This is a genomic window from Adhaeretor mobilis, from assembly GCF_007741515.1.
In the GTDB taxonomy this organism is placed as follows: domain Bacteria; phylum Planctomycetota; class Planctomycetia; order Pirellulales; family Lacipirellulaceae; genus Adhaeretor; species Adhaeretor mobilis.
The window spans coordinates 191,559-212,596 of record NZ_CP036263.1 but is presented as its reverse complement, the minus strand read 5'-3'; the positions used below and the strand labels follow the sequence as shown (position 1 = coordinate 212,596).

At 54.4% G+C, this 21,038-nt stretch carries 16 protein-coding genes; 12 read left to right on the top strand and 4 right to left on the bottom strand.

What is annotated here, in order from left to right:
* Positions 1-16 precede the first annotated feature (16 nt).
* Positions 17-1,792 (bottom strand): sodium:solute symporter family protein, encoded by a 1,776-nt coding sequence (locus tag HG15A2_RS00825; RefSeq protein ID WP_145056894.1) that lies wholly within the window; start codon positions 1,790-1,792, stop codon positions 17-19.
* A 285-nt stretch (positions 1,793-2,077) separates the two neighbouring features.
* Here HG15A2_RS00825 and HG15A2_RS00820 point away from each other — a divergent pair, with 285 nt between their 5' ends.
* From HG15A2_RS00820 to HG15A2_RS00800, 5 genes are all read left to right on the top strand, one after another.
* Positions 2,078-3,112 (top strand): DUF1559 family PulG-like putative transporter, encoded by a 1,035-nt coding sequence (locus tag HG15A2_RS00820; protein WP_145056892.1) that lies wholly within the window; start codon positions 2,078-2,080, stop codon positions 3,110-3,112.
* Positions 3,093-3,542 (top strand): carboxypeptidase-like regulatory domain-containing protein, encoded by a 450-nt coding sequence (locus HG15A2_RS00815; protein ID WP_145056890.1) that lies wholly within the window; start codon positions 3,093-3,095, stop codon positions 3,540-3,542. The genes HG15A2_RS00820 and HG15A2_RS00815 overlap by 20 nt, the downstream gene beginning before the upstream one ends.
* Before the next feature lie 58 nt (positions 3,543-3,600).
* Positions 3,601-4,917 (top strand): DUF5009 domain-containing protein, encoded by a 1,317-nt coding sequence (locus tag HG15A2_RS00810; RefSeq protein ID WP_145056887.1) that lies wholly within the window; start codon positions 3,601-3,603, stop codon positions 4,915-4,917.
* Positions 4,918-4,950: 33 nt separating this feature from the next.
* Positions 4,951-6,657, top strand: a complete 1,707-nt coding sequence (locus HG15A2_RS00805; RefSeq protein WP_145056885.1) for a right-handed parallel beta-helix repeat-containing protein — start codon at positions 4,951-4,953, stop codon at positions 6,655-6,657.
* A gap of 63 nt (positions 6,658-6,720) precedes the next feature.
* On the top strand, positions 6,721-8,085 hold the full coding sequence (locus HG15A2_RS00800) for a Gfo/Idh/MocA family oxidoreductase (RefSeq protein WP_218932226.1): 1,365 nt from the start codon (positions 6,721-6,723) through the stop codon (positions 8,083-8,085).
* Between the two features lie 57 nt (positions 8,086-8,142).
* Here HG15A2_RS00800 and HG15A2_RS00795 read toward each other — a convergent pair whose 3' ends face one another.
* From HG15A2_RS00795 to HG15A2_RS00785, 3 genes are all read right to left on the bottom strand, one after another.
* A complete protein-coding gene (locus HG15A2_RS00795) occupies positions 8,143-9,252 on the bottom strand; it encodes a dihydrodipicolinate synthase family protein (RefSeq protein ID WP_246117845.1) in 1,110 nt (369 codons plus the stop codon).
* Positions 9,239-10,270, bottom strand: a complete 1,032-nt coding sequence (locus HG15A2_RS00790) for an NAD-dependent epimerase/dehydratase family protein (RefSeq protein WP_145056882.1) — start codon at positions 10,268-10,270, stop codon at positions 9,239-9,241. Before HG15A2_RS00790 ends, HG15A2_RS00795 begins: the two co-directional genes overlap by 14 nt.
* A 594-nt stretch (positions 10,271-10,864) precedes the next feature.
* Complete coding sequence (locus HG15A2_RS00785; RefSeq protein WP_145056880.1) at positions 10,865-12,817, bottom strand: sodium:solute symporter family protein; 1,953 nt, start codon at positions 12,815-12,817, stop codon at positions 10,865-10,867.
* Between the two features lie 872 nt (positions 12,818-13,689).
* On the opposite strand from HG15A2_RS00785, the gene HG15A2_RS00780 reads away from it, so the two are divergent.
* The 7 genes from HG15A2_RS00780 to HG15A2_RS00750 all read left to right on the top strand — a co-directional run bounded on the left by HG15A2_RS00780 (position 13,690) and on the right by HG15A2_RS00750 (position 21,035).
* Entirely contained in the window at positions 13,690-14,685 is a 996-nt protein-coding gene (locus HG15A2_RS00780; RefSeq protein ID WP_145056878.1) for a PEP-CTERM sorting domain-containing protein, read from the top strand.
* A gap of 157 nt (positions 14,686-14,842) precedes the next feature.
* Positions 14,843-15,871, top strand: coding sequence for a PEP-CTERM sorting domain-containing protein (locus tag HG15A2_RS00775; protein ID WP_218932225.1), 1,029 nt, complete (start codon positions 14,843-14,845; stop codon positions 15,869-15,871).
* A 561-nt stretch (positions 15,872-16,432) separates the two neighbouring features.
* Positions 16,433-16,543, top strand: coding sequence for a universal stress protein (locus HG15A2_RS24730; RefSeq protein WP_145056874.1), 111 nt, complete (start codon positions 16,433-16,435; stop codon positions 16,541-16,543).
* Between the two features lie 387 nt (positions 16,544-16,930).
* The gene (locus tag HG15A2_RS00765) at positions 16,931-17,944 is read left to right on the top strand and encodes an AAA family ATPase (RefSeq protein ID WP_145056872.1); all 1,014 of its coding nucleotides are present in this window, start codon (positions 16,931-16,933) and stop codon (positions 17,942-17,944) included.
* Positions 17,945-18,061: 117 nt separating this feature from the next.
* On the top strand, positions 18,062-18,937 hold the full coding sequence (locus HG15A2_RS00760; RefSeq protein WP_145056870.1) for a DUF58 domain-containing protein: 876 nt from the start codon (positions 18,062-18,064) through the stop codon (positions 18,935-18,937).
* Positions 18,934-19,962 (top strand): hypothetical protein, encoded by a 1,029-nt coding sequence (locus HG15A2_RS00755; RefSeq protein ID WP_145056868.1) that lies wholly within the window; start codon positions 18,934-18,936, stop codon positions 19,960-19,962. Before HG15A2_RS00760 ends, HG15A2_RS00755 begins: the two co-directional genes overlap by 4 nt.
* A complete protein-coding gene (locus HG15A2_RS00750) occupies positions 19,962-21,035 on the top strand; it encodes a vWA domain-containing protein (protein ID WP_145056866.1) in 1,074 nt (357 codons plus the stop codon). Before HG15A2_RS00755 ends, HG15A2_RS00750 begins: the two co-directional genes overlap by 1 nt.
* Positions 21,036-21,038: the final 3 nt, after the last annotated feature.

Genomic DNA, 21,038 nt, shown 5'->3' with positions numbered 1-21,038 from the left:
TCTCAACCAAATGGGCTCAACTTCGTGGATAGGTCTTCCACATCGTCAGGCTGGCGATGCAAACGACTGCGGCACTAACCGCTGCCTCTGACCATTGTAGTAGTACTGAATTCCCGATCGTGAAGAGAAGTGCATACAGCATGACCGCGCAAGAAACCCAGCTCATCGCCGGACGAACTAGCCCACCTTGGCTGAGGACTTCGGGGCAACGCGCGGCGACCGGCCCCCACCAAAGATCGGGCGGCTGTACACCGCGATAGAATTTGTCCAAATGCTTCGCTTCTACCGGTGCGGTGAGCAGTGTAACAACGAGCCAGGTCGGTGTGACCAACGCAACCGTTAGCAAGATCCGGGTCTCAAAGCTCCAGCCCAAATCATAGCGATCACTGATAATCGGAAGCATCGTCGTGAACACGACCGAAGCGATCATCGCTGAAATCTCAGACCAAGCATTCACCCGCCACCAGAACCATCGCAGGATCAACACCAAGCCAATCGAAGAGGTGAGATTGAAGAATATAAGCACACCCGACTCGATGCTCGTCATGAAGTAAGCCACCACAATCGCCATTACCGCATAGACCAAGACAGACATTCGAGAGACCTGCAAGCACTTTGCCTCGTCCGCATCTGGCACTAGGAATCGCTTGTAGATGTCGGTCACGAAGTAGGATGCGTTCCAGTTCAGGTGCGTATCGACGGTAGACATGAAAGCCGCCAGTAGCGACGCCACGAGCATTCCTTTTAGACCCGGTGGCATGATCTCCATCAGCAGCTTGGGGTAACCGGTCTCGGGATCTTCGAGCCCCGGATACTGCACGAGCGCCACCAACCCAACGACAATCCACGGCCAAGGTCGGAGTGCGAAGTGCGCGATACTAAACCATAGTGAAGCCAGCGTAGATTGCCGCTCGTCGCGGGTGCTAAACATCCTTTGGGCTGCGTAGCCATTGCAGTCGGTCCACCAGAGCATCGAAAAGTAAACCACCACGAAGCTCAAACCCGCGCGTAGGGAGACGAACTCCGGGAAAAAACGCAGCATATCGGACACCCGCTGGGGTCCATACTCCTCGAGAAGCCCAGCTTGCAATCCGGTCATGCCGCCTACGGAGTCGAGTGCGTAAAATGCGAAAACAATGGCGCCTACGATGGCGATGACAAACTGAACGAGATCGGTCACCACAATTCCCCAGAAACCGGCAAGCACCGTGTAGAAAGTGGCTATCAGGAAGAGACTGACCAGGACCGTCCATTTCCAGAGATCAATGGCCCCTGGGGCAAGATCGAATGACTGTTCGATACTAAGTTGCAAACTCTCTACCCACTCGGGCCGGGCAAGTGTCGCCTGCACGATTTTCTGCATTGCCAACATCACCCAAGCCAGAGTGCAAGTGCTGACAATGGCGGACATGAAGAGAGCACGGAAGCCCCGCAGAAAAGCGCCCGACTTGCCGCCATACCGTAGCTCGATAAACTCCGCGTCCGTGGTCACCCCAGAGCGGCGCCAGAGGCGCGCAAAGAAGACGATCGCCAACGCCCATGCAATGGCTTGATTCCACCAAATCCAGTTCCCGGCGATGCCCTTGGTGGCCAATAGGCCAGCCACGAACAACGGGGTATCTGCTGCAAATGAGGTTGCGACTAACGAGGTTCCCGCCAGCCACCAGGGTAAGCTGCGGCCCGCGACAAAGTAGTCCGCAACACTAGCATTAGCCTTGCGGACAAACAGGAAACCGATGAGAGTGACCATCCCCATATAAAGGGCGATCACTGACCAATCGAGCCAGTGCATGGGTGCTTGTTTTCGCTGTAATAGACTAGTTGCCAAGCAACTATTGTGGACGGGAAGACTAAGACGCACAAATCATTAGAAAACGTTATCTCGTGCGAGTGATTTTTAGTTGACGAATTAGTTAAGTTAGTTTATTATCTCTCAGAGGCGGTGTAAACAGGCTCATGAGCAATTGCAAGCGATTGGGTAAGCTAGAACTATCCTGCTAAGAGAATTGTTTTTTCGGCCACTATCCTGCATTGCTAAGCTCCATATCCAAGCCGAGAAAGATCATGAGGGAACAGCATGAATAAGAATTTGCACAATACAGATGACCAATTGCGAATCCGCCGAGTGGGTTTTACGCTCGTCGAATTACTGGTCGTGATTGCGATCATCGGTGTCCTTGTCGGGCTTCTCTTGCCGGCCGTTCAGGCCGCTCGTGAAGCCGCTAGACGTACCCAGTGTACGAACAACTTAAAAAACATAGCCCTTTCGGTACACAATTACCACGATAGCCACCAGGAATTGCCACCCGATCGAGTCATTAGCTACGGCCCAACCTGGTTGCAGTTGATCCTGCCCTACCTAGAGCAGGGGTCTGCTGCCGACCTGTGGGATGATACGCTCCCTGGTTTCTATCAACAGTCCTACGAGTGTCGCACCCACGTCGTTGAGATCTACCTGTGTCCTTCACGCCAGCGAGATTCGCCGCTTGTGAAACGTGCGGCAGATAGCACGTCGGCTGAGTCCGGCGCGACACCTGACGACGGGCAAGAGTTTGAAGGGGCCGCTTCGGACTACACAGCCTGCCAAGGAACTGCGATTCTTGAGAACGGTTCGTTGCAAGCTTACCCGCGTCCCTGCCCAGATGAACGCAACGGGGCTTTCAATCAAGCGACTTGGCCTGGCGACGGTCCTTATGATGCCAACTGTAACAATCAGGGCGTGAAATGGTATGAAGTTAACGGCCGATGGTCGTCCCAAACGTCCTTCCGGCAAATCACCGATGGGCTCTCCAACACCTTTCTCTGTGGCGAAGTTGCTAAGATCATGGCGGAGCGATCTCATGCATACAGCACCGATTATCGCTATGGTGCCTTTGTTGGATATAACTACCCCATGGCCGAACCAGACTTTCAAGCTCAGAATTTCTACGGTTTACGAGCAGGCCTTGGTTACACCGACTCAAGTTTCGGCAGTATCCACCCAGGTATTGTCCTTTTTGCCGCAGCTGATGCGAGTGTCAACACGATGAGTCTGGATACCGACCCGCTGATTCTGGCAGCAAAAGCATCTCGTGACGGAGGAGAGGTTGAATATGCAGTTGAACCTGACTGAGTTGCCTTCCCTAGGTTCGCCCGAGCTATTGCGACGTATGGCCCTATGCTTTGCCCTAGGCTTGACGACTTTCGTTGGGTGTAGCAATAGCGACAAGCATCCCCTCACCGGTCGCGTAACGACCGAAGCAGGTGAGCCGGTCGTAGCCGCGAGCCTACAGTTTCGCTCTGATGAGCATACTTGTCGCGCGAATACTGACGAGGAGGGCAACTATACGGTGAGTATCGCGGGTAAAGGTGAAGGAGCACCTGCGGGCACCTATCGTGTTTCCATCATGGAATATACGGGGGACCCTGAAAATCCGGCCCCAAGAGTAGCTCACGTTAAGTACGCCAGTGCAAAAAAGTCCGGCCTAGTTGTTACCGTGCCTACGGAGAGCGGCACTTTCGACATCGTGCTCGACTCGGCTGAAAAGCGTCGAAAGAAGTAGCTCTCCCACCCATCCCCACATTGCGGGCCAATCTCTTCTGACCACCACCAGGCTCGATGTGTCGTCTTCTCCCCGAGTAGATAATCAGCCAATAGCTACCACGCCCGAGCGCATTCTGTCGGTCGATGTGTTACGGGCTTTGATCATCTTGTTGATGGTTTTCGTCAACGATGTGTGGACTGCCCCGGGAGTTCCAGACGCGTTCTTGCATGCAGAGAAATCTCAAGACGCGATGACGCTCGCGGATTGGGTCTATCCGGCGTTCCTGTTCATTGTCGGAGTATCGATACCTTTAGCGTTCCAAGCGAGCGCCCAACGCGGTATCTCCTTTGGCCAGCAGTGGCTACATATCGCCATCCGTACCGTTTCACTGCTCGTCATGGGACTGTTCATGGTGAACATGACCCACGAAGCAACGGGTTGGCCGGAGAGTCTCTGGTCGCTACTTTTTCTGCTGGCATTTGTAGCAACTTGGGTTTCGGTTCCGAGGGTGGATGATGACGACGCGGGCCAAAAAAAGAAACGCATTTATTGGGCGGTGAAAATCTGTGGAGCCCTTGCGCTAGTCGTGCTCGCCCTTTGCTACCGCGACGCTACGGGACAAGGATTGCAGCATCGCTGGTGGGGTATCCTTGGGCAAATTGGCTGGGCCTATTTCTTTAGTTGTTTGATTTACCAATGCTTTGGACCTAGACGCGAGTGGCTACTGGCGGGTGCGGCGGTTTGCATGGCAAGCTACTACGGCGATCAAGTTGGGCTTTTCTCCAAGGTAGCGGATAAACCTTGGCTGGAACCTATCAGCCCGCTGGTCGAGAGCGCCCAATGGCTTTCGGCACAAATACACGCGTTTGTGGTTTGGCATGGTAGCCTCTATGCCTTGACAATGGCTGGGGCCGCGTTGGGGACGACGATGCTGAGCACCACAATGCCAACCGAAACGGCGACCTCCCCAGTCGGACTACCGCCCGGGCTGCCTCGCTTGCGTTGGGCAGCTAGTCTTTGTTTCTTCGCTGCGATGGCTGCTCTTGCGCTGGACGGCACATTTGGGATCAACAAGATTCGCTCGACTCCGAGCTGGGTACTTTGGTCGATGGCCTTTACCACCGCTACCTGGATGTTGCTCTACGCATCTATCGACCTCGCAGGCTGGGTCGCTCCAGCACGTTGGCTTCAACCCGTGGGGGCCAATCCCCTGCTTGCATATTTCCTGCAACCGATTCTCATTCATGTCATGGAAGTCGTGAGATTCGAGGGTTACCAGCGGTTGGGCGAAATCAGCCCTGCGATGGGCGTCCTACGTTCAACACTGATGGTGGCTACCGTAGCCGCACTGACAGGTCTGCTCGCTCGTAACGGCGTACGGGTCAGGCTATAACTTTTTTTGAACACTTAATATGAGAAGCATGCAATGAATCAACCGCCAAGTAGCGCATCGCGATTTCGTCTCCTGATGGGCAGCCTGCTCGTGCTATCCCTTTCCTGTCCTAGTGCTTGGGGGCAGGGATCCTCACCAAGAAACGCTACCACCCCCGGCGAAGTGACTACCCCCTACCCGACACTGCACCAATTGGCAGTGGAATGGGAAATCGACGGCGACGACAACCTCAACGGCGTTGTCACCACCCAATATCGGGCCGTCGGAGAAACCACTTGGCGTGAAGCAATGCCGCTCAGTCGAGTGGCTGCGAAAAAGCGTTACTTCGAACATGAAAAAGTGCCCCACGCCTGGAAAAACAAGCACTCTGGCAGCCTATTCCATTTGGAGCCCGACACCCAATATGAAATCAAGCTAACACTAAATGACCCTGATGGTGGCACGGCGGAAAAAGTGGTCACCGCTCGCACGCGTCCCGTGCCAGGCCCCGCCCCCAACGCGCTGCAACGCAAAGTCACGCCCGAGACCATCGGCACCGCCAAGCCGGGTGAAATTCTCCTGTTGGCCGCAGGCAACTATGGCGAGTTTCATGCTCCCAGAGATGGCGAACCGGGTAAGCCGATTGTCTATCGTTCAGAGAAGGGCGACGCGGTCTTCAAGACGATCTTACTGGTCAATCGCAAACACGTTCACTTAGACGGGCTAACGATTAAGAACGAAGACAAACACGGTAAGGGAGTCAATCTCGTTGGTGCGGTCGATTGCGTCGTGCAGCACTGCAAGGTGAACGCCATGTATGCAATCTGCGCTCCAGTGCCGCCAGGAGCGACGTCCTGCTACATCGCGGACAACATCGTTGAGGGCACCACTCCCTGGACCGCTGAATCCATGGGGGCTCACGGTGACAATATCGGCGAGGGAATCCAACTCACCGGTCCCGGCAATGTAATTTGCTACAACCGAGTGACCGGCTATCGCGATTGCATTTCGACGATGGAAGGCCGCATCGCCGACCAGTCTTGCATCGACATCTACAACAACGACATCTACACCGGAGCCGACGACGGCATCGAAGCCGACTTCTGCCATCACAATTGCCGTATCATGCGAAACCGCATGACCAACTGCTTCGTGGCGCTCAGCTCCCAGCCTGGGCTAGGGGGGCCAAACTACTTCATTCGCAATGTGGCTTACAACATCACCCATGCGGCCTTCAAACTGAAACGTGACAGCGTCGGCGATGTAGTCATCCACAACACCGTCATCAAACTGGGAACGGGACTCGGCGGGAACTCCCCGATGGAGCACGCTTACTTCCGCAACAACCTGTGTATCGGTGGGCCTGTCGGCGACAACCAATGGGGCGGTTACGGCGGAGGTGCCCCGGCGGCTGCCGATATCCGCTCCCCCGGCGAGCGCAGTAGCTTCGACTACGACGCCGTAGGCGTCTACAAAGAACCGTTCTGGGCAAAGATCGACGGGAAACCATTCGCAGAAGTGGAACCCCACGGTATCCAGATTGACATGAGCGTGTTCAACAAGGTCGAGTTTCCCTACCCGCCGCTCCCCGGCCGGCCAGCGCCCGACTTACGCCCCCGGGCAGCTTCCGCGGTAGTAGACGCAGGAGTGCGTCTCCCTAACATCAACGATGATTATTTAGGGGACGCCCCAGATATCGGAGCCTACGAAGCAGGGCGTGACCTACCCCATTATGGCCCCCGACTACGCGGTGAGAACTAGATGAACTTGGTCCAGGCTCAGAACCTAAATTCACACTTTCCGAAACCCTCCCGTAGAGTAGCGATGCCTACCTCCAGCACGAAAGAGTCGCGGCGCGAGTTCCTCCAAAGCTCACTACCCGGGGCAACGGCGAAGTTGACCGTCGGTGCCACGCTCGCGGCAATCGCCCCCCAAGTCCTTGCGTTGGAGGCAACTCCCTCACAAAAACTGCGCGTCGCGTTGGTCGGTACGGGTAGCCGAGGCACCTACATGTGGGGGGAATCCCTCGAGCAAGAATTCCCTGATCGGGTCGATACGGTTGGCCTTTGCGATATCAACCCACTGCGGGTGGAGTATGCACAATCTTTGTACAAAGATCCTCCGGCAGTCTTTACTGATTTCGAGACGATGATCCGGGCGACGAAACCGGATGTCGTAATCGTCACTTCGCCCGACGCTACGCACGCGCAGTATGCGATTGCTGCGATGCAACTGGGTTGTGATGTAATCTGCGAAAAACCGCTTGCGACCACGGCTAAGGATTGCCAAGCGATCCACGACGCGGAGAAGCAGACCGGCAAGAAGGTGATTGTTACCTTTAACGCCCGTTATTCCCCTAGAACGATCAGAATCAAGGAGCTGATCGCAGCTGGCGCGATCGGAGATATCTATTCGGTCGATTGCAGTGAAATGCTCGACCTCGATCATGGGGCCTCCTACTTCCGCCGTTGGCATGCTTACAAGGCCAACTCGGGGACGCTGCTGGTGCAAAAGGGGAGTCACATTTTCGACCAAGTCAACTGGTGGCTCGATGCAGAGCCAGTGGAAATCACAGCACTCGGCGACCTTAGAAAGTACGGAAGAAATGGCCCATTCCGAAGTACTCACTGTCGTGGGTGCAATCACAAGAGTGAGTGCGAGCTCTATTGGGATATTACGAAGGACAAGCGTGCTATGCAGCTGTACGTCCAGTGCGAGCAAGCGGATGGCTACCTGCGAGATGCTTGTCTGTATCGCGAAGATATCGACATTTACGACACGATGGCTGTCCAGTGTCGCTACGACAATGGTGTGATGTTCAATTACTCACTGAATGTCACTTCGCCGATTGAAGGACAGATTATCGCCTTCAATGGCAGTCGAGGGCGAATTGAGCTGCGCAGTTATCATCGCCAGCCTTGGAATCCTGAGATGGACACTGAACTACGGCTCATCACCAACGACCCTTACGCCATGCAGCTGCTCACCCCCGAGCAAGGCGAAGGCGGCCACGGTGGCGCCGACCCCGCAATCAAGAGGTCTGTCCTCTATCCAGATACACCCGACCCACTCGGCCAGCGTGCCGATAGCCGTGCGGGAATCATGTCTTCCATCCTGGGTATCGCCGCTGTCCGATCCATCGAGACAGGCGAAACGATGCGCGTGGCGGATATGATTGACTTGAGTTAGGCGGTTTCGGAATTGTGTTGCGTAGTGCCTCGCTCGGCTCGGCTCTACTCTACAAACTCAAACGCTGAGCCAACGGTCTAGGTTCTCGGCAACAAACGCATCGTCAGAGAGCTCCGGATAGCTTTGCATCACGCGATCAAGCTGCTTCGCCTGGCCTGGGCTCAGTGTTTCGTTCTCGTCCAAGCACCAGATACCTTCCAGCAATCCTTGCCGGCGCAGCACTTCGTGTATGCCGGGTACGCAGCCATGAAAATCATGGGCCACATCGAAGATGGCGGCGTTGGCATCGGTCAATGCTGTCGCGGTAGCCAGCAGTTCGTGAGGTACACCTTCGCGGGCATCAATGACCTGCTGGCACTCGGCTTGCAGGCGAACCGCCAGCGAAGTCCAAACGGCCCACTGGCCGAGAAGACCTCCGCAAAAGCGGCGTGAGACGTTCTTCCCGTCGGCTAGAAATTGATACTCCGTGAGCAAATCGCAAACTATGTTGTCGTCATTGCCGGTGTACAGAGCGATGTCTTCGCGACCACTCTCCGTGACCGCGCGAATCACCTCGGACGTACTGTAACGATTGAACGCAGCAATCTTGATGGCCGCGACATTCGGGATATCGCAAAAATCTCGCCAGAAACTAAACGGCAGGTCCATCCCGCCGACGCTCGGTTGTAGGTAAAAGCCGAACACGTCGATCACCTCTGAAACAGCACGGCAATGGTCGATCAGTTGCTCGTGTGTTTGCCCCTTGAGTGCGGCAAGGGAAACCAAACCAAAACGGTACCCTAGGTCCCGCGCAAGGCTAGCTTCCTGAACGGCTTGCTCTGTCGGTCCGCAAATCCCAGCGATGGGCACCAGAGGGGTTTCGCGCGAGAGGTTCGCGCGGCTGATCTCCTCAGCGGCCAATGCCAAGACAGGTTCTAGCAAACCGCACTTCGGATCGTGGATTTGAAACTGCGTGGTATGCACCCCGACTGCCAACCCCCCGGCACCACTGTCGATGTAATAACGGCTTAACCCTCGCTGCCGCCGCTCATCCAACTTTCGTTCCGCCGTGAGGGCTAGTGGATGCGCGGGAATCGCCATGCCTCGCTGAAGCTGCTGGCGGAATTGCTGCTGCGTCGGTCCCGACTGCGACTCTTGAGATGGGTTGGAAAGATCAGAATTTGCCATCGCGAACCTCAAAATGGGTTGGTTTGTTCCAGGTGTCGCCCACCTGATCGATCCAATGCGCAACGCCTTTAATCATCGCGTCGAGGGAAACCTGCGGTCGCCCAAGCAATTCATAAGCGTCATGCGAATTATTGAGCAGGGCCGTTTCCGACTCGGTTTCAGTGAATTGAACGGGCTTGTCCAGCAGTTTGCCAAACCGCTCGCAAACGTCTCGGCAAGAAACCACCTCGGGACCGGTCATGTTGAAAATTCTGGCCGGACTCTCCGTGTGCAGCAAGCTGCGCAGCGCCATCTCGCAGGCATCGCCTTGCCAGATGACATTGCAGTGCCCCATTGCCAGCGAAATAGGAGTTTCCGCTTGCACCTGCATGGCGAGATCTACAAGCACGCCATAGCGGAGTTCGCTGGCGTAGTTGAGTCGCAGGATCGAAACGGGCGTTTGATTCTTGCTGCTGAAGTACTGAAACATGCGCTCTCGCCCCAGGCAACTCATCGCGTACTCGCCCGAGGGGTTCGGAGCGTCGGCTTCGCGCGAGCCTTGATTTCCCTCGACTGGAACCAACCCATAAATGTTACCGGTCGAAAAGGCGGCAATTCGGCTCTTGGCAAACTTTTCACAAACCAACCCGGGCAGATAAACATTGGTCGCCCATGTGGTCGGCTGCTGGCCTTGTGTGCCAAACTTCATCCCGGCCATGAACATGATATTCTCACACTCAGGCAATGATCGCACAAAAGTCTCGTCCAGTAGGTCACCGGCCAAGATATCAACCCCCAGCGCTTCCAGGGTTTGCCTGGCTTGTTGGTCCCCAAATCGGCTCACGGCAAAGACGCGCCGGTTCTTTCCCAGGCGGGACCATACCTCTCTGGCCATTCTTGTAAGCGTAGGACCCATCTTCCCACCCGCCCCTAGCACCATCAAATCTCCGGGCAGCGAACGCAGCGCCTCAACCGTTTCGTCACTAGGTTGGCTGACATGTTGCTCAAGTTGGTTCACGCTGCTGACGGGGAAGATCATCGGAAACTCACAGTGGAGGCTAGGCTAATACGGCGGGGCGATCCGGCACCATCGGAACTAATATCCAGAGGGTCACCTAAAGGTCCGGAGCCTTTAATTCAGAATATTAACTAATTCTAAACGTTCTGCTGTCATCAGCAAGCGAGAGACAATGAAATAGCAAACAATCTTCACAGCTAGCCTGGGTGGCTTGCTCTCTAGAACTAGGGTTTCGCCATCGTTTCGGTCAGATCACTACTCCCCAGCCGGCTCCAAGATTGTTGAGACCAATCTCAATTCACCTTCAGCCACACCAGGCGTCCATCACCGAGAACTGCGGGACTACCGTCACTGGCTGGGCTGGTCAGCGCCGCCTATTCCTATTCGAGAAGCTTCACTACCTGTTCGGCCTATTCCGTGCGGGTTCCGACAACGAGAATCTCGTTTCGGCCACAAACTGCTACGAGATTCTCATACCCCTGGGGAGCACAGAGGGGAGAGCACCAGCGAGGCCGCCATTGAGCGACCGCAAACTCATTCCTTTTGGCATTGTTCATTCATTCGAATTAGAAGAATTCCAACGGCAAATTCTAGATTCAACCAGTGCGAAAGACGCTAACTTTCTTCTTCGGCTGCTTCGCGACTCATCGCATGCCACAACTTGGCTACTCCTATTGCAGAGAGAACAGAAATACCAGTGAAGATTGCTGCCGAGACCAAATGACCAAAGATCCAATAGCCAGTAGCAAACAGAGCGCAGTAGACCGTGGAAATGCCCAGCAATGTGCAGATCAATCCAGCACCTAGTCCTGAATCACCTCCCACTGCCGCATCGTTTTCTTGATATAGTGCTTGTCGAATCGGAGCCCAACCAGGCCCCCCAGGACGAGTCCCAGCATAAAATTTCTTAAGTGTTCCCATGTCAGTCGCTGGCGTGGCCCACGTTACGGCAAGCCATCCTAGCGTTGTAAGTGCAACGATCGTGGGGAACTTCCAAATCCCTAGACTTGCACCAAGGTTCTCACCGTTGAATGTCCCTACTGTAAAAGCCAAAGAGACCACGCCCGAGAGAACCATGCCGGCAATTTCAGTCCAAGCGTTGATTCTCCACCAGAACCATCGCAGTAAGAATATCAGCCCAGTCCCGGCGCCGAACATGATAAGGATGTCAAACAACTGCTTCGCATTGGTTAAGGCGAGTGCCATCGTAGCCGAGAGAACCATTAAGATAACGGTGAACAAGCGGCCTACCCAAACCTGCTCCTTTTCAGATGCCTCCGCTCTCAAGAATCGCTTGTAGAAGTCGTGCACCGCATACGACGCTCCCCAATTGAGCATCGTCGATATCGTGGACATGTAAGCGGCCACTAGAGAGGCAACGACTATTCCTCGCCAGCCCGATGGTATTTTCGTGAGCATCGCAGAATAAGCTAGGTCATGCCCAAACTTGTCGAATGCCACGTCTTGGTAGGAAGCTCGAAGGGTTGTCAGGCCTTGCTCCTGGATCTTTAAGTCTTCGATTTCTTGACGGAGCGCGGGAGAAACGGACTCTGGGTCTAATTGCCACCTTGCTACTTGGGACTGAAGTGGTTCTGTACGGAGTACGTTCTGGGCACGGTCTCTCTCGGATGGACTATCTAATGGGAAAATAACTAGGGATGAGAGCGCTACGACAATCCATGGCCAAGGTCGTAATGCATAATGAGCCACGTTGAAGAAGAGCGTAGCCGCGATCGCATGTTCGGAATTGCGCGCTGCCAGCATACGCTGAGCGATGAATCCACCACCGCCCGGTTCCGCACCCGGATACCAACTCGCCCACCACTGCACGGACAATGGGAGAATCATTGCCTCAATTAACAGCGTCTTGTTAGATGGGTCGGGAAGAATTGCTAGATGTGATTGAAGGGAATCGTTCGAAGCGAGACCGGACAAACCACCTACGCTCTCCTCACTCACAGCGTAGTAGGCTGCCGCTAGGGAACCGATCATCGCAGTGAAAAACAATATGCAATCGGTAAGTACAACGCCCCGAAAACCGCCCAAACTTGTAAAAAAGACCGTGACAATCGAAGCAACGAGAATGGTTTGCAATGGCTGCATGCCAAAGAGCACCTCCCCCATTTTTATTGCAGCCAGCGTAATTCCGGCCATCGTTATCACATTGAAGACCAGGCCTAGGTAGATGGCTCGAAACCCACGCAGGAAAGCAGCCGACTTGCCAGAATATCGTATCTCATAGAATTCCATATCCGTCATGATGCCCGTGCGACGCCACAACTTGGCGTAAACAAACACGGTCAACATTCCAGTCAGCAGAAATGCCCACCAAGTCCAATTGCCAGCGACTCCGTTTTGCCGCACGATATCGGTTACTAGATTAGGTGTGTCCGTCGAGAATGTCGTGGCTACCATAGACATGCCGAGCAGCCACCACGGCATAGACCGACCTGAGAGAAAGAATTCGCCGGTGTTCTTCCCCGCACGTTTGGAGACTCCCACCCCAATCGCCAAGGTAAGCAACAGGAAGCCAGTGACGATGCACCAATCCAGTGGTGAGAGTATCATTCAGTGCTCAATATTTCGAATGAGGATGGTCCGAATGGCTATTGCCCCGTGATAGTGTAGGGCAATCGGGAAACGATAACACCGCTGCTGAGTTCTGTGGCCCCCAGATGACAGCCATCTGGTAAAGGCTCCGTGGACAGAGAAGGTTCTCGCATGAATCCCCAAGGACCGAGCATTGCGATCGTGCCTACGCACGACAGAGTTCCTGCACTTGCAGACACAACAATCTGGAGCGCTACATCGGGCTACTTGTCCCCGTCGACATTTTCTCCAGAGCAAGCTCTCGCTCTGGATCTTGGCTCGACCTAGAAGCGACAAGGCTGTGTTTTCTTGCAGGTCGACTAACTATCAAAATTGCCAGAGGCAACACCAGACGCTCGACCAATCGACTCCCGACACAGTCGCACCCGAATATGACACGACATGGTCGGCGTAGTAGAAAACCTGCCCCCCAGCTGTTTGTAAGTCGTGGGCCGATGAAAGCGGCTTTCCGCAAACTGCAGTGACAAAAGCACTTATATCGAATCTCGCGTTAAGGCCTAGAAACACGGCTGAAAACAATTCCAAAAAGGATTGACAAAGCTTGCGGATTACAGCAAAATCTCTAGTTAGGTAAGTTAACTATCTAGTTGTGATCAGGCGCGGGTCCAACAAATCTGCGGGATCTTGCTTGTTTTGCTCCCTAGGGAGTGCCTCCTTTTCCTTACTTTTCAGAAGGCTTGAGTCAACTTCCGCGATCCATCGGCTCAGTAGCAGACTGACATTGCTGAGCGGCCGCAAGCAGATTTGCCAATTGCTCCTCCGTCACAGGGCGTAGGGCTCGGACAGACGCACGTTTCCTTTTCCAGCACCAATCATTTGAGGGAGAAATTATGAGAACGCACTTAAGAGACATTTGTTTTGGGTTCGCAATTATCGGCATGCTCGCCGGGACTTCCCAGGCAGCAACGTTGCGAATGAGCACCTCAGGCAACTGGAATGTTGCAGCCAACTGGGACGGTGGCGCAGTACCGACCAACGGCACTTCCGATCTCGCCAATGTAGGTTCGAGCTCCGGTGGCGGAATTTCACCCGCTACCGCAGAAGTCACCGACGCTCAGGATGCTAGCCGCATCATCCTTGGAGAGAGCACTAGCACCACTGGCACCATTAATGTTCAGTCAGGCGGAAGTCTGACGGACTTCAACCGCACGCAAATTGCTGCAGGCCCAACGAGCACTGGCACGCTTAACGTGTACTCCGGTGGCACTTTCACCCACAGCGGAACTGGTGGATTTGTCGTGGGGAATGGAGCTGGCAGCAATGGCACGCTATCTGTCGATGGTGGAACCGTGATTTCCACCACCCAGGGCGTGTCAATTGGTTCCTCTTCTGGTGGCGCCAACGCCACGGGCTTGGTTGAAGTCAAGAACGGCGGAACTCTCAATGTGACGGTCAACCAACAATCGCTACTTTACGACGATTGGACCTTGAGCGTGAGCGGAAGCAGTGCCGATGTCGATTTCGCCGGCCAGTTACGCGCTCTCAATAGCGGCACCTACAAGGTAGGCGTGGATGGAGACCTAAACGTCGATTTGGCCAACTCACTGCGTCTCGATGCCCACACGATGACAATCGAACCGATGGCATTGGGTGCGTTGGCTAGCGGTGACTACACCGTCATGCGATACAGTAGCTTGGCCAGTGGTACCGATGCCAGCGATATGGCACTAAACGATGTCGACCCCAGCGGTACTTGGACCATCCAGAGTGTTGGTTCAAACGCCTTGGTCCTAAACTACGCTGCGGCGACTATACCCGAGCCGACCTCCTTGGTCATGCTGACCTTGGCCGCCGGCCTGGGCCTGACGGTTCGCAAGCGACGTTAGACAAACCTCCTCGGTCCGCCACCTTGTGTGGTAGGCCGAGGATTTCATTTTGAAGCATTGAATTTGCAGTAAGACCTAAATACTTCATTTGCCTACGCGGTTTTCCGCTCAGACATGAGCAACTCGCCGCAGCATTTTCAGCGATATGATAAACGTCATGCAAAAGCAACTAAGTGTGATTGTACTGGGGCTTATGAGCTACGGACTTGTTGCTCATTCAGCTCAGGCAGTAATTGTTAATGTTCGGATGGATACGTCGGGCAATTGGAATGTTGGAACCAACTGGGACAATGGTGGTGTTGTGGACACGCCTCCTGACTCAGATGATATCGCAATAGTTGGCACAACTTCCGGCAGTGGTATTTCTCCAGCAATTGCGACTGTTGACGGTCCGCAAGGTGCTCAGAACACCATGGACATTACCATCGGCGAATCTTCCGGCAGCAGCGGAACCATCAACGTCGAATCGAATGGATCTCTAACTAGCACTGGGAAAGTCAAGATAGGCGCAAATGTCAGCACAGGGGTGCTGAGCGTGAGTACGGGTGGCACTTACACTCATACGGGAACAACTGGTTTCCAGATTGCCCCTTTCGCTGGTGCCACAGGCTCCCTCTCGGTTGTTGGATCGGGCAGTAGTTTTTCTTCTAGCCAGGGACTCACAATCGGATCTTCTAGCGGAGGCACAACCGCAAACTCTGAGATCCACATAGAAAATGGCGGAAACCTCTCAGTATCCGGAAATTCCCTACTCTATGATGACTGGACTCTGAGTGTTAGCGGAAGCAACTCGGAGGTTGATTTCATTGGCGAATTTCGCACCTTGAGTAGTGGTGGTACTTTCCAGGCGGCCATCGACGGTGACTTAGATATGGTCTCTGTAGGTACTCTTCGGCTTGGTTCTACCATGACGATTAGACCAAGTGCATTGGGCTCACTAGCTGACGGAGAGTATACAATCCTGACTTATGGCAGTCTGTATTCCGGAACGACACTCGGTGATTTCATTCTTGACGATCAGGACATCAGTGGTACTTGGTCTGATCTCGCCTTAAGCGCCGGAACGTTAAGAGTGAATTACGTCGCTGCTGTCCCCGAGCCAGGCGCGTGGATGATGATGGCACTAGTTGGCGGCGTCGTGTTCGTCAGAAAATGGATGGCGAAAACGAAGCGAGTGAATATCTAAAGATCCCTCCCCCCACTGGTAAGCCTGTCTCTCCTCAGGATCCCCTCCAAATGGAGCTAGGTAGATTTCAGCTTGCTGCGGCTGGATTGACGAACCCCTGAGCGAAGCAAGACAGCTGGCTTTCGTGCCGCGTGGGCCTAGGTAGTGATCGCTACCGCTGAGGGTAACGATTGCTTGGCCGCTAGCTCGGTGCTTGCGGCACTTGGGAACGCGGTTTCTAGACCATGCCATAGCGCGAAACTCCCGTGTTATTTGAAAAATGGTTAATGCCGTTTTTGCCGTCCAGCCAATTCTTAGCACCGACATGGGGCCGCACTGTCGAATGTCTGCAGGAAACTGTAACCCAGCCAACGGAAGCCTGGTGCTCGAAGGCACTTAAGTTAAACGCGGCTGGTAGAACTCGTGCCGCACAATGATTCTGTGGAAGCTTTGCAGGTGAGCGATGGTGCGTTTGATATTCCAACGCAGCCGATAGTGGCGCAACGCTCGACCACTACTACAAAGCTCGCGAACTTACATTCAGCTAGCAAATCGAAGCTTTGAAATACGCTCTTGCTCGTCATGGCGACTCATGGTCGTTCGGGTTTAGAGCATCTGCTGATGGGAAGTGCGACCGAACGCGCGCTGCGTTCAAGTCCCTGTCCCGTTTTGGTTGTGAGGCCAAGCGAATAGTGCAGTTGGCTACGTGTGTTCTATTGCGTGTCGCACGGACGTGTAGCGGGACTGGCGCTCGTATTGCAGTCTCAAACCAGCCGAACACCCTCTAGAGCGAACCGAAGTGCGCTCAAACTTCGCCATAGTGGATTGATGGACCGTCGTTGATAGAGCTTTCGTGGGGCAAAAGTCCACAGTGGGGCAAGGTGCCACGACTCAGCGAACTGCTGCATGGCTGGGCAAACAAGCCACCCGAGCATTCTTCCTCGATTCCTCGTACGAACTGTCTCAGGTTCGTCGCGACGTGCACTTTGGCACGGAGCTTGCGATTGTCATTTGTCGACATCTCAACCCGACACAAGTGTCGACCAGCTCCAAGCAATCCAACTGAACGAGGTAAATCAGATGACTATCGAAACCAAGACAACCGTGAATCAACGTGTGAACCAACTCACCGAAGAAATCAAAATTCGCAGTCAGCCCTTCTCAAGACTTCTCGACGAAGTTGGCCATGTCATCGTCGGTCAGCGTCAGTTGATCGAGAGAATGTTCGTCGGCTTGTTGGGCAACGGCCATCTGTTGATCGAAGGCGTTCCTGGTCTGGCGAAAACAACAGCCGTGGCGAGTCTGGCAAAAGGTATCGACACCGGGTTTCAGCGATTGCAGTTTACGCCCGACCTATTGCCCGCGGATCTGCTGGGCACGCTGATCTATCAGCCGAAAGAACAGAAATTCGTCATTCAAAAAGGTCCTATTTTCTCGAACCTCATTTTGGCGGACGAGATCAATCGGGCTCCAGCCAAGGTGCAAAGTGCCCTGTTGGAAGCGATGCAGGAACGGCAAGTGACGATCGGATCGAGGACGTTTCCACTCGACGATCCGTTTCTAGTGATGGCCACTCAAAACCCAGTTGAGCAGGAGGGCACGTACCCGTTGCCCGAAGCGCAAATGGACCGCTTCATGCTCAAGGTCGTGGTTGGCTATCCCAATCGTGAGGAAGAGCTTCAAATCCTTGACCGCATGTCGAGAACAGGAGCCCAACATAGCGTCACTCCAGTGATGACTCCGGCGGACATCGTCAGGGCTCGCGGCCTCGTGGACGAAATCTATGTTGACGACAAGGTTCGCAATTACATCGTCGATCTGGTGATGGCCACGCGAGATCCCAAGTCATGCGGCTTGGAAATCGGTCATCTGATTCAGTATGGCGGTTCGCCACGTGCGACGATCAACCTAACGCTGGCCGCCAAGGCGATGGCGTTCCTCAAGGGACGTGGCTACGTCACTCCGCAGGACGTGAAAGACATTGCACTCGATGTGCTTCGCCACCGTGTCATCGTGACCTACGAAGCGGAAGCGGAAGAAAAGAGTTCAGAAGAGGTGGTCGAGGCGATCCTCGACCATGTCGAGGTGCCCTAGGCTTCGTCTGTGTGTCCTGGACGAATCTAGTCGCGTGCCCTCCCCGCCGCCCCACGTAGCGGGAGGGCACGTTGGCACCTCGTTTTTATACCAGCACGAATCCTATGAGACAAAACCATGATCCCCCAAGAGTTAATGAAGAAAATACGCCGGATACAGATACGCACCTCACACCTGGCTGACGACATGCTGAGCGGGCAATACCACTCCGCATTCAAAGGTCGCGGCATCGAGTTCGAGGAGGTACGTCCGTACCAAGTAGGCGACGATGTGCGATCGATTGACTGGAACGTCACGGCTCGGTACGGCGACCCGTTTGTGAAGTTGTTCCGAGAAGAACGTGAGCTGACAGTCTTGCTGCTAGTTGACCTGAGCGCTTCGCAAGGGCTCGGCACCCATTACCAAACCAAGCGAGAGCTCGTTACCGACCTGGCAGCGACGTTGGCTTTTTCGGCAATCAAGAACAATGACAAGGTCGGCTTGCAGTTGTTCACCGATGGTATTGAGAAAGCTGTCCCAGCACGCAAAGGATCGCGGCACGTGTTGCGGTTGATTCGTGAGCTACTTTACTGCGAGCCGATCGGTCGTGGTACAGATATCACTAAGGCTTTGCAGCACCTCAACAATACCGTTAAACGCCGCAGCGTTGTTTTCTTGATCAGCGATTTCCAGGACACCGGGTACGAGCAGACGCTTCGTCTCGCCAAACAGCGGCACGATGTGATCCCGATCGTCGTGGGAGATGAGCGCGAGCTGACAATCCCCAATGTCGGCCTAGTGCAGTTGCAAGATGGCGAAACGGGGGAAACGATTTTTCTCGATACATCGAGCCCTCTGCACCGACGGCTTTATCAAGAGCGGGCCAAGCTGGCGGCAGAATCCCGCGACCAAATGTTTAAGAAATTAGGGATGGACCCCATCCAGCTTTCAACCGGCGAAGATTTTGTCGATCCTCTCCGCAAATTCTTTCACCAACGGGAGGCACGAAGATGAATATCCGAAACATGAAAATGCTCGCCTCGGTATGGTTCTGTCGCATTCTTTCTCCTGTTGTTGCGATCGCACTGCTGCTGAGCTTGATTGACGTTGAGTTTAGTAGTGCCGCTTCGACGGAGGCGAGCAAGACCGCAGCTCATTCAGAGTTCCACACTACCCAAGGCCCCGTGCAATTGACCACACGAGTGGATCGCAATTCAGCCCAGGTTGCGGAGGCGATCCAGCTTACGCTTATAGCCGAAGTACCCGACGGGGTGCGGGTTTCCTTTCCAGCACGAACCGAGCAGTTGGGCAGTTTCGATATCAGGAAAGTAGAGGATCAGCTCGACATCCCAGTCGCCCAAGGGCGTAAATCGACTCGCACCTACTTCTTGGAATCCCTGAGCCCAGGAGAGCAGGAGGTTCCCGCCGTTGGAGTTTCGTATCTGGACACGCGTGAGGCGAGCAATACACGAAAACTAGCAATGTCAGATCCGGTACGCATTTCAATCGGTTCTTTGCTAGAGGGACAAACCGACCCTACGCAGTTCCGCGACATCAAGGGTATCGTCGAGATTTCTCCGCCTGCTCAAGAGCACCACTACGTACTACTCAGCATCGTGGCAGCTTCGGTGCTAGCCGGTGCTGGTTTTGCCGCGACCTATTATCTGAGACGAGATCGGGATTTGTCGGCCAGCCATTGGGCTTTGGCTGAACTGGATCGCCTCTCGCTCCAACATTCGGCAGCTGAGCTGAGCCCCACGGAATTCTACACCCAAGTAACAGACATCGTGCGGAACTTCATTGAACGACGGTTCGACGTTGCCGCACCGCGACTGACCTCGGCTGAGTTTTTTCAACTTGTCGAGCAGAATCATCAATTGAGTCCGTACCTGCGACCGTTGCGATCGTTCTTGGAAACCGCTGACATGGTGAAGTTTGCCGGGTTGGTACCGCAAGGGAATGACTGCGATGCAGCGATTGCCAAAGCACGCAATTTTGTCGAAGCGAGTTCTGCAACGTCATTGAAGGAGAGTGCATAATGTTTCATACAGCGTCCAGTTGGTTCTTACTCTTGCTATTGCTTGTCCCCGCGTTGGGCTGGCTACTATTCCGCAGCCGTACAACTGCGATTGCGTTTAGCTCGACAGAGAATCTCCGCAAGCTACCAACGACTTGGAAACAGCGTCTACGTTGGCTGCCACCGGCGATGCTGCTTGCGGCAATCATGTTGATGATTGTCGCCCTGGCCCGACCTCAAGAAGGTCGCAAGCAGACAATCAGCGAGTCCGAAGGTATCGCTATCGAATTGCTGGTGGACCGCTCCGGCAGCATGCAGGCGATGGACTTTAAGATCGAAGGCGAACACGTCGATCGACTCACAGCGATCAAAAACGTGGCAGGCCAGTTTGTCAACGGTGGTGACAAGCTCGATGGCCGAACGAGCGACCTGGTGGGTCTGATTACTTTTGCCGGGCAGGCCGACGGGGTGACGCCGCCAACGCTTGACCATGCGTTTCTCGTTGGCCAATTGAACCAATCAGAGATCGTTACACAACAGTCCGAAGATGGGACTGCCATCGGCGATGCGATCGGCCTAGCCGTGGAGAAACTCACCTCTCTGGAGAATAGTGAGACCCGAAACATCAAGAGCAAGGTCGCCATCCTGCTCACCGATGGGGAAAACAACGCGGGTGATGTCGATCCCATCCAAGCGGCGGAGCTTGCTGCAACATTGGGCGTGAAGATCTACACCATTGGCGTGGGAACCAATGGACAAGCTCCGGTGCCCGTAGTGGATCCCTTCACCGGGCGGAAAGTAGTTCGTTGGATGGAAGTCAAGATCGACGAGCAGACGCTCACGAAGGTCGCCGAAGTGACGGGCGGAAAGTACTTCCGTGCGACCGACACCGAGTCCCTGCAAAACATTTACCAAGAAATCGACAAGCTAGAGAAAAGCCGCCTCGAAGAAAAGCAGTATGTGGACTATCGCGAGTGGGCAATCGAACCGGTTCACGTAGCCGGCTTCGCTCTGCCTCCGTTGGCCTTACTGGCCCTGTTACTGTTGGTGGCACGCGAGTTGCTTATTAACACTACGTTCCGACAGCTTGGCTAATCG

Coding starts and splice junctions, on each gene's coding strand:
- HG15A2_RS00805 (WP_145056885.1), top strand. CDS start 4,951: ATGAATCAACCGCCAAGTAGCGCATCGCGATTTCGTCTCCTGATGGGC.
- HG15A2_RS00815 (WP_145056890.1), top strand. CDS start 3,093: ATGCAGTTGAACCTGACTGAGTTGCCTTCCCTAGGTTCGCCCGAGCTA.
- HG15A2_RS00785 (WP_145056880.1), bottom strand. CDS start 12,817: ATGATACTCTCACCACTGGATTGGTGCATCGTCACTGGCTTCCTGTTG.
- HG15A2_RS00775 (WP_218932225.1), top strand. CDS start 14,843: ATGCAAAAGCAACTAAGTGTGATTGTACTGGGGCTTATGAGCTACGGA.
- HG15A2_RS00750 (WP_145056866.1), top strand. CDS start 19,962: ATGTTTCATACAGCGTCCAGTTGGTTCTTACTCTTGCTATTGCTTGTC.
- HG15A2_RS00755 (WP_145056868.1), top strand. CDS start 18,934: ATGAATATCCGAAACATGAAAATGCTCGCCTCGGTATGGTTCTGTCGC.
- HG15A2_RS24730 (WP_145056874.1), top strand. CDS start 16,433: ATGGCGACTCATGGTCGTTCGGGTTTAGAGCATCTGCTGATGGGAAGT.
- HG15A2_RS00765 (WP_145056872.1), top strand. CDS start 16,931: ATGACTATCGAAACCAAGACAACCGTGAATCAACGTGTGAACCAACTC.
- HG15A2_RS00825 (WP_145056894.1), bottom strand. CDS start 1,792: ATGCACTGGCTCGATTGGTCAGTGATCGCCCTTTATATGGGGATGGTC.
- HG15A2_RS00795 (WP_246117845.1), bottom strand. CDS start 9,252: ATGGCAAATTCTGATCTTTCCAACCCATCTCAAGAGTCGCAGTCGGGA.
- HG15A2_RS00780 (WP_145056878.1), top strand. CDS start 13,690: ATGAGAACGCACTTAAGAGACATTTGTTTTGGGTTCGCAATTATCGGC.
- HG15A2_RS00790 (WP_145056882.1), bottom strand. CDS start 10,270: ATGATCTTCCCCGTCAGCAGCGTGAACCAACTTGAGCAACATGTCAGC.
- HG15A2_RS00800 (WP_218932226.1), top strand. CDS start 6,721: ATGCCTACCTCCAGCACGAAAGAGTCGCGGCGCGAGTTCCTCCAAAGC.
- HG15A2_RS00820 (WP_145056892.1), top strand. CDS start 2,078: ATGAATAAGAATTTGCACAATACAGATGACCAATTGCGAATCCGCCGA.
- HG15A2_RS00760 (WP_145056870.1), top strand. CDS start 18,062: ATGATCCCCCAAGAGTTAATGAAGAAAATACGCCGGATACAGATACGC.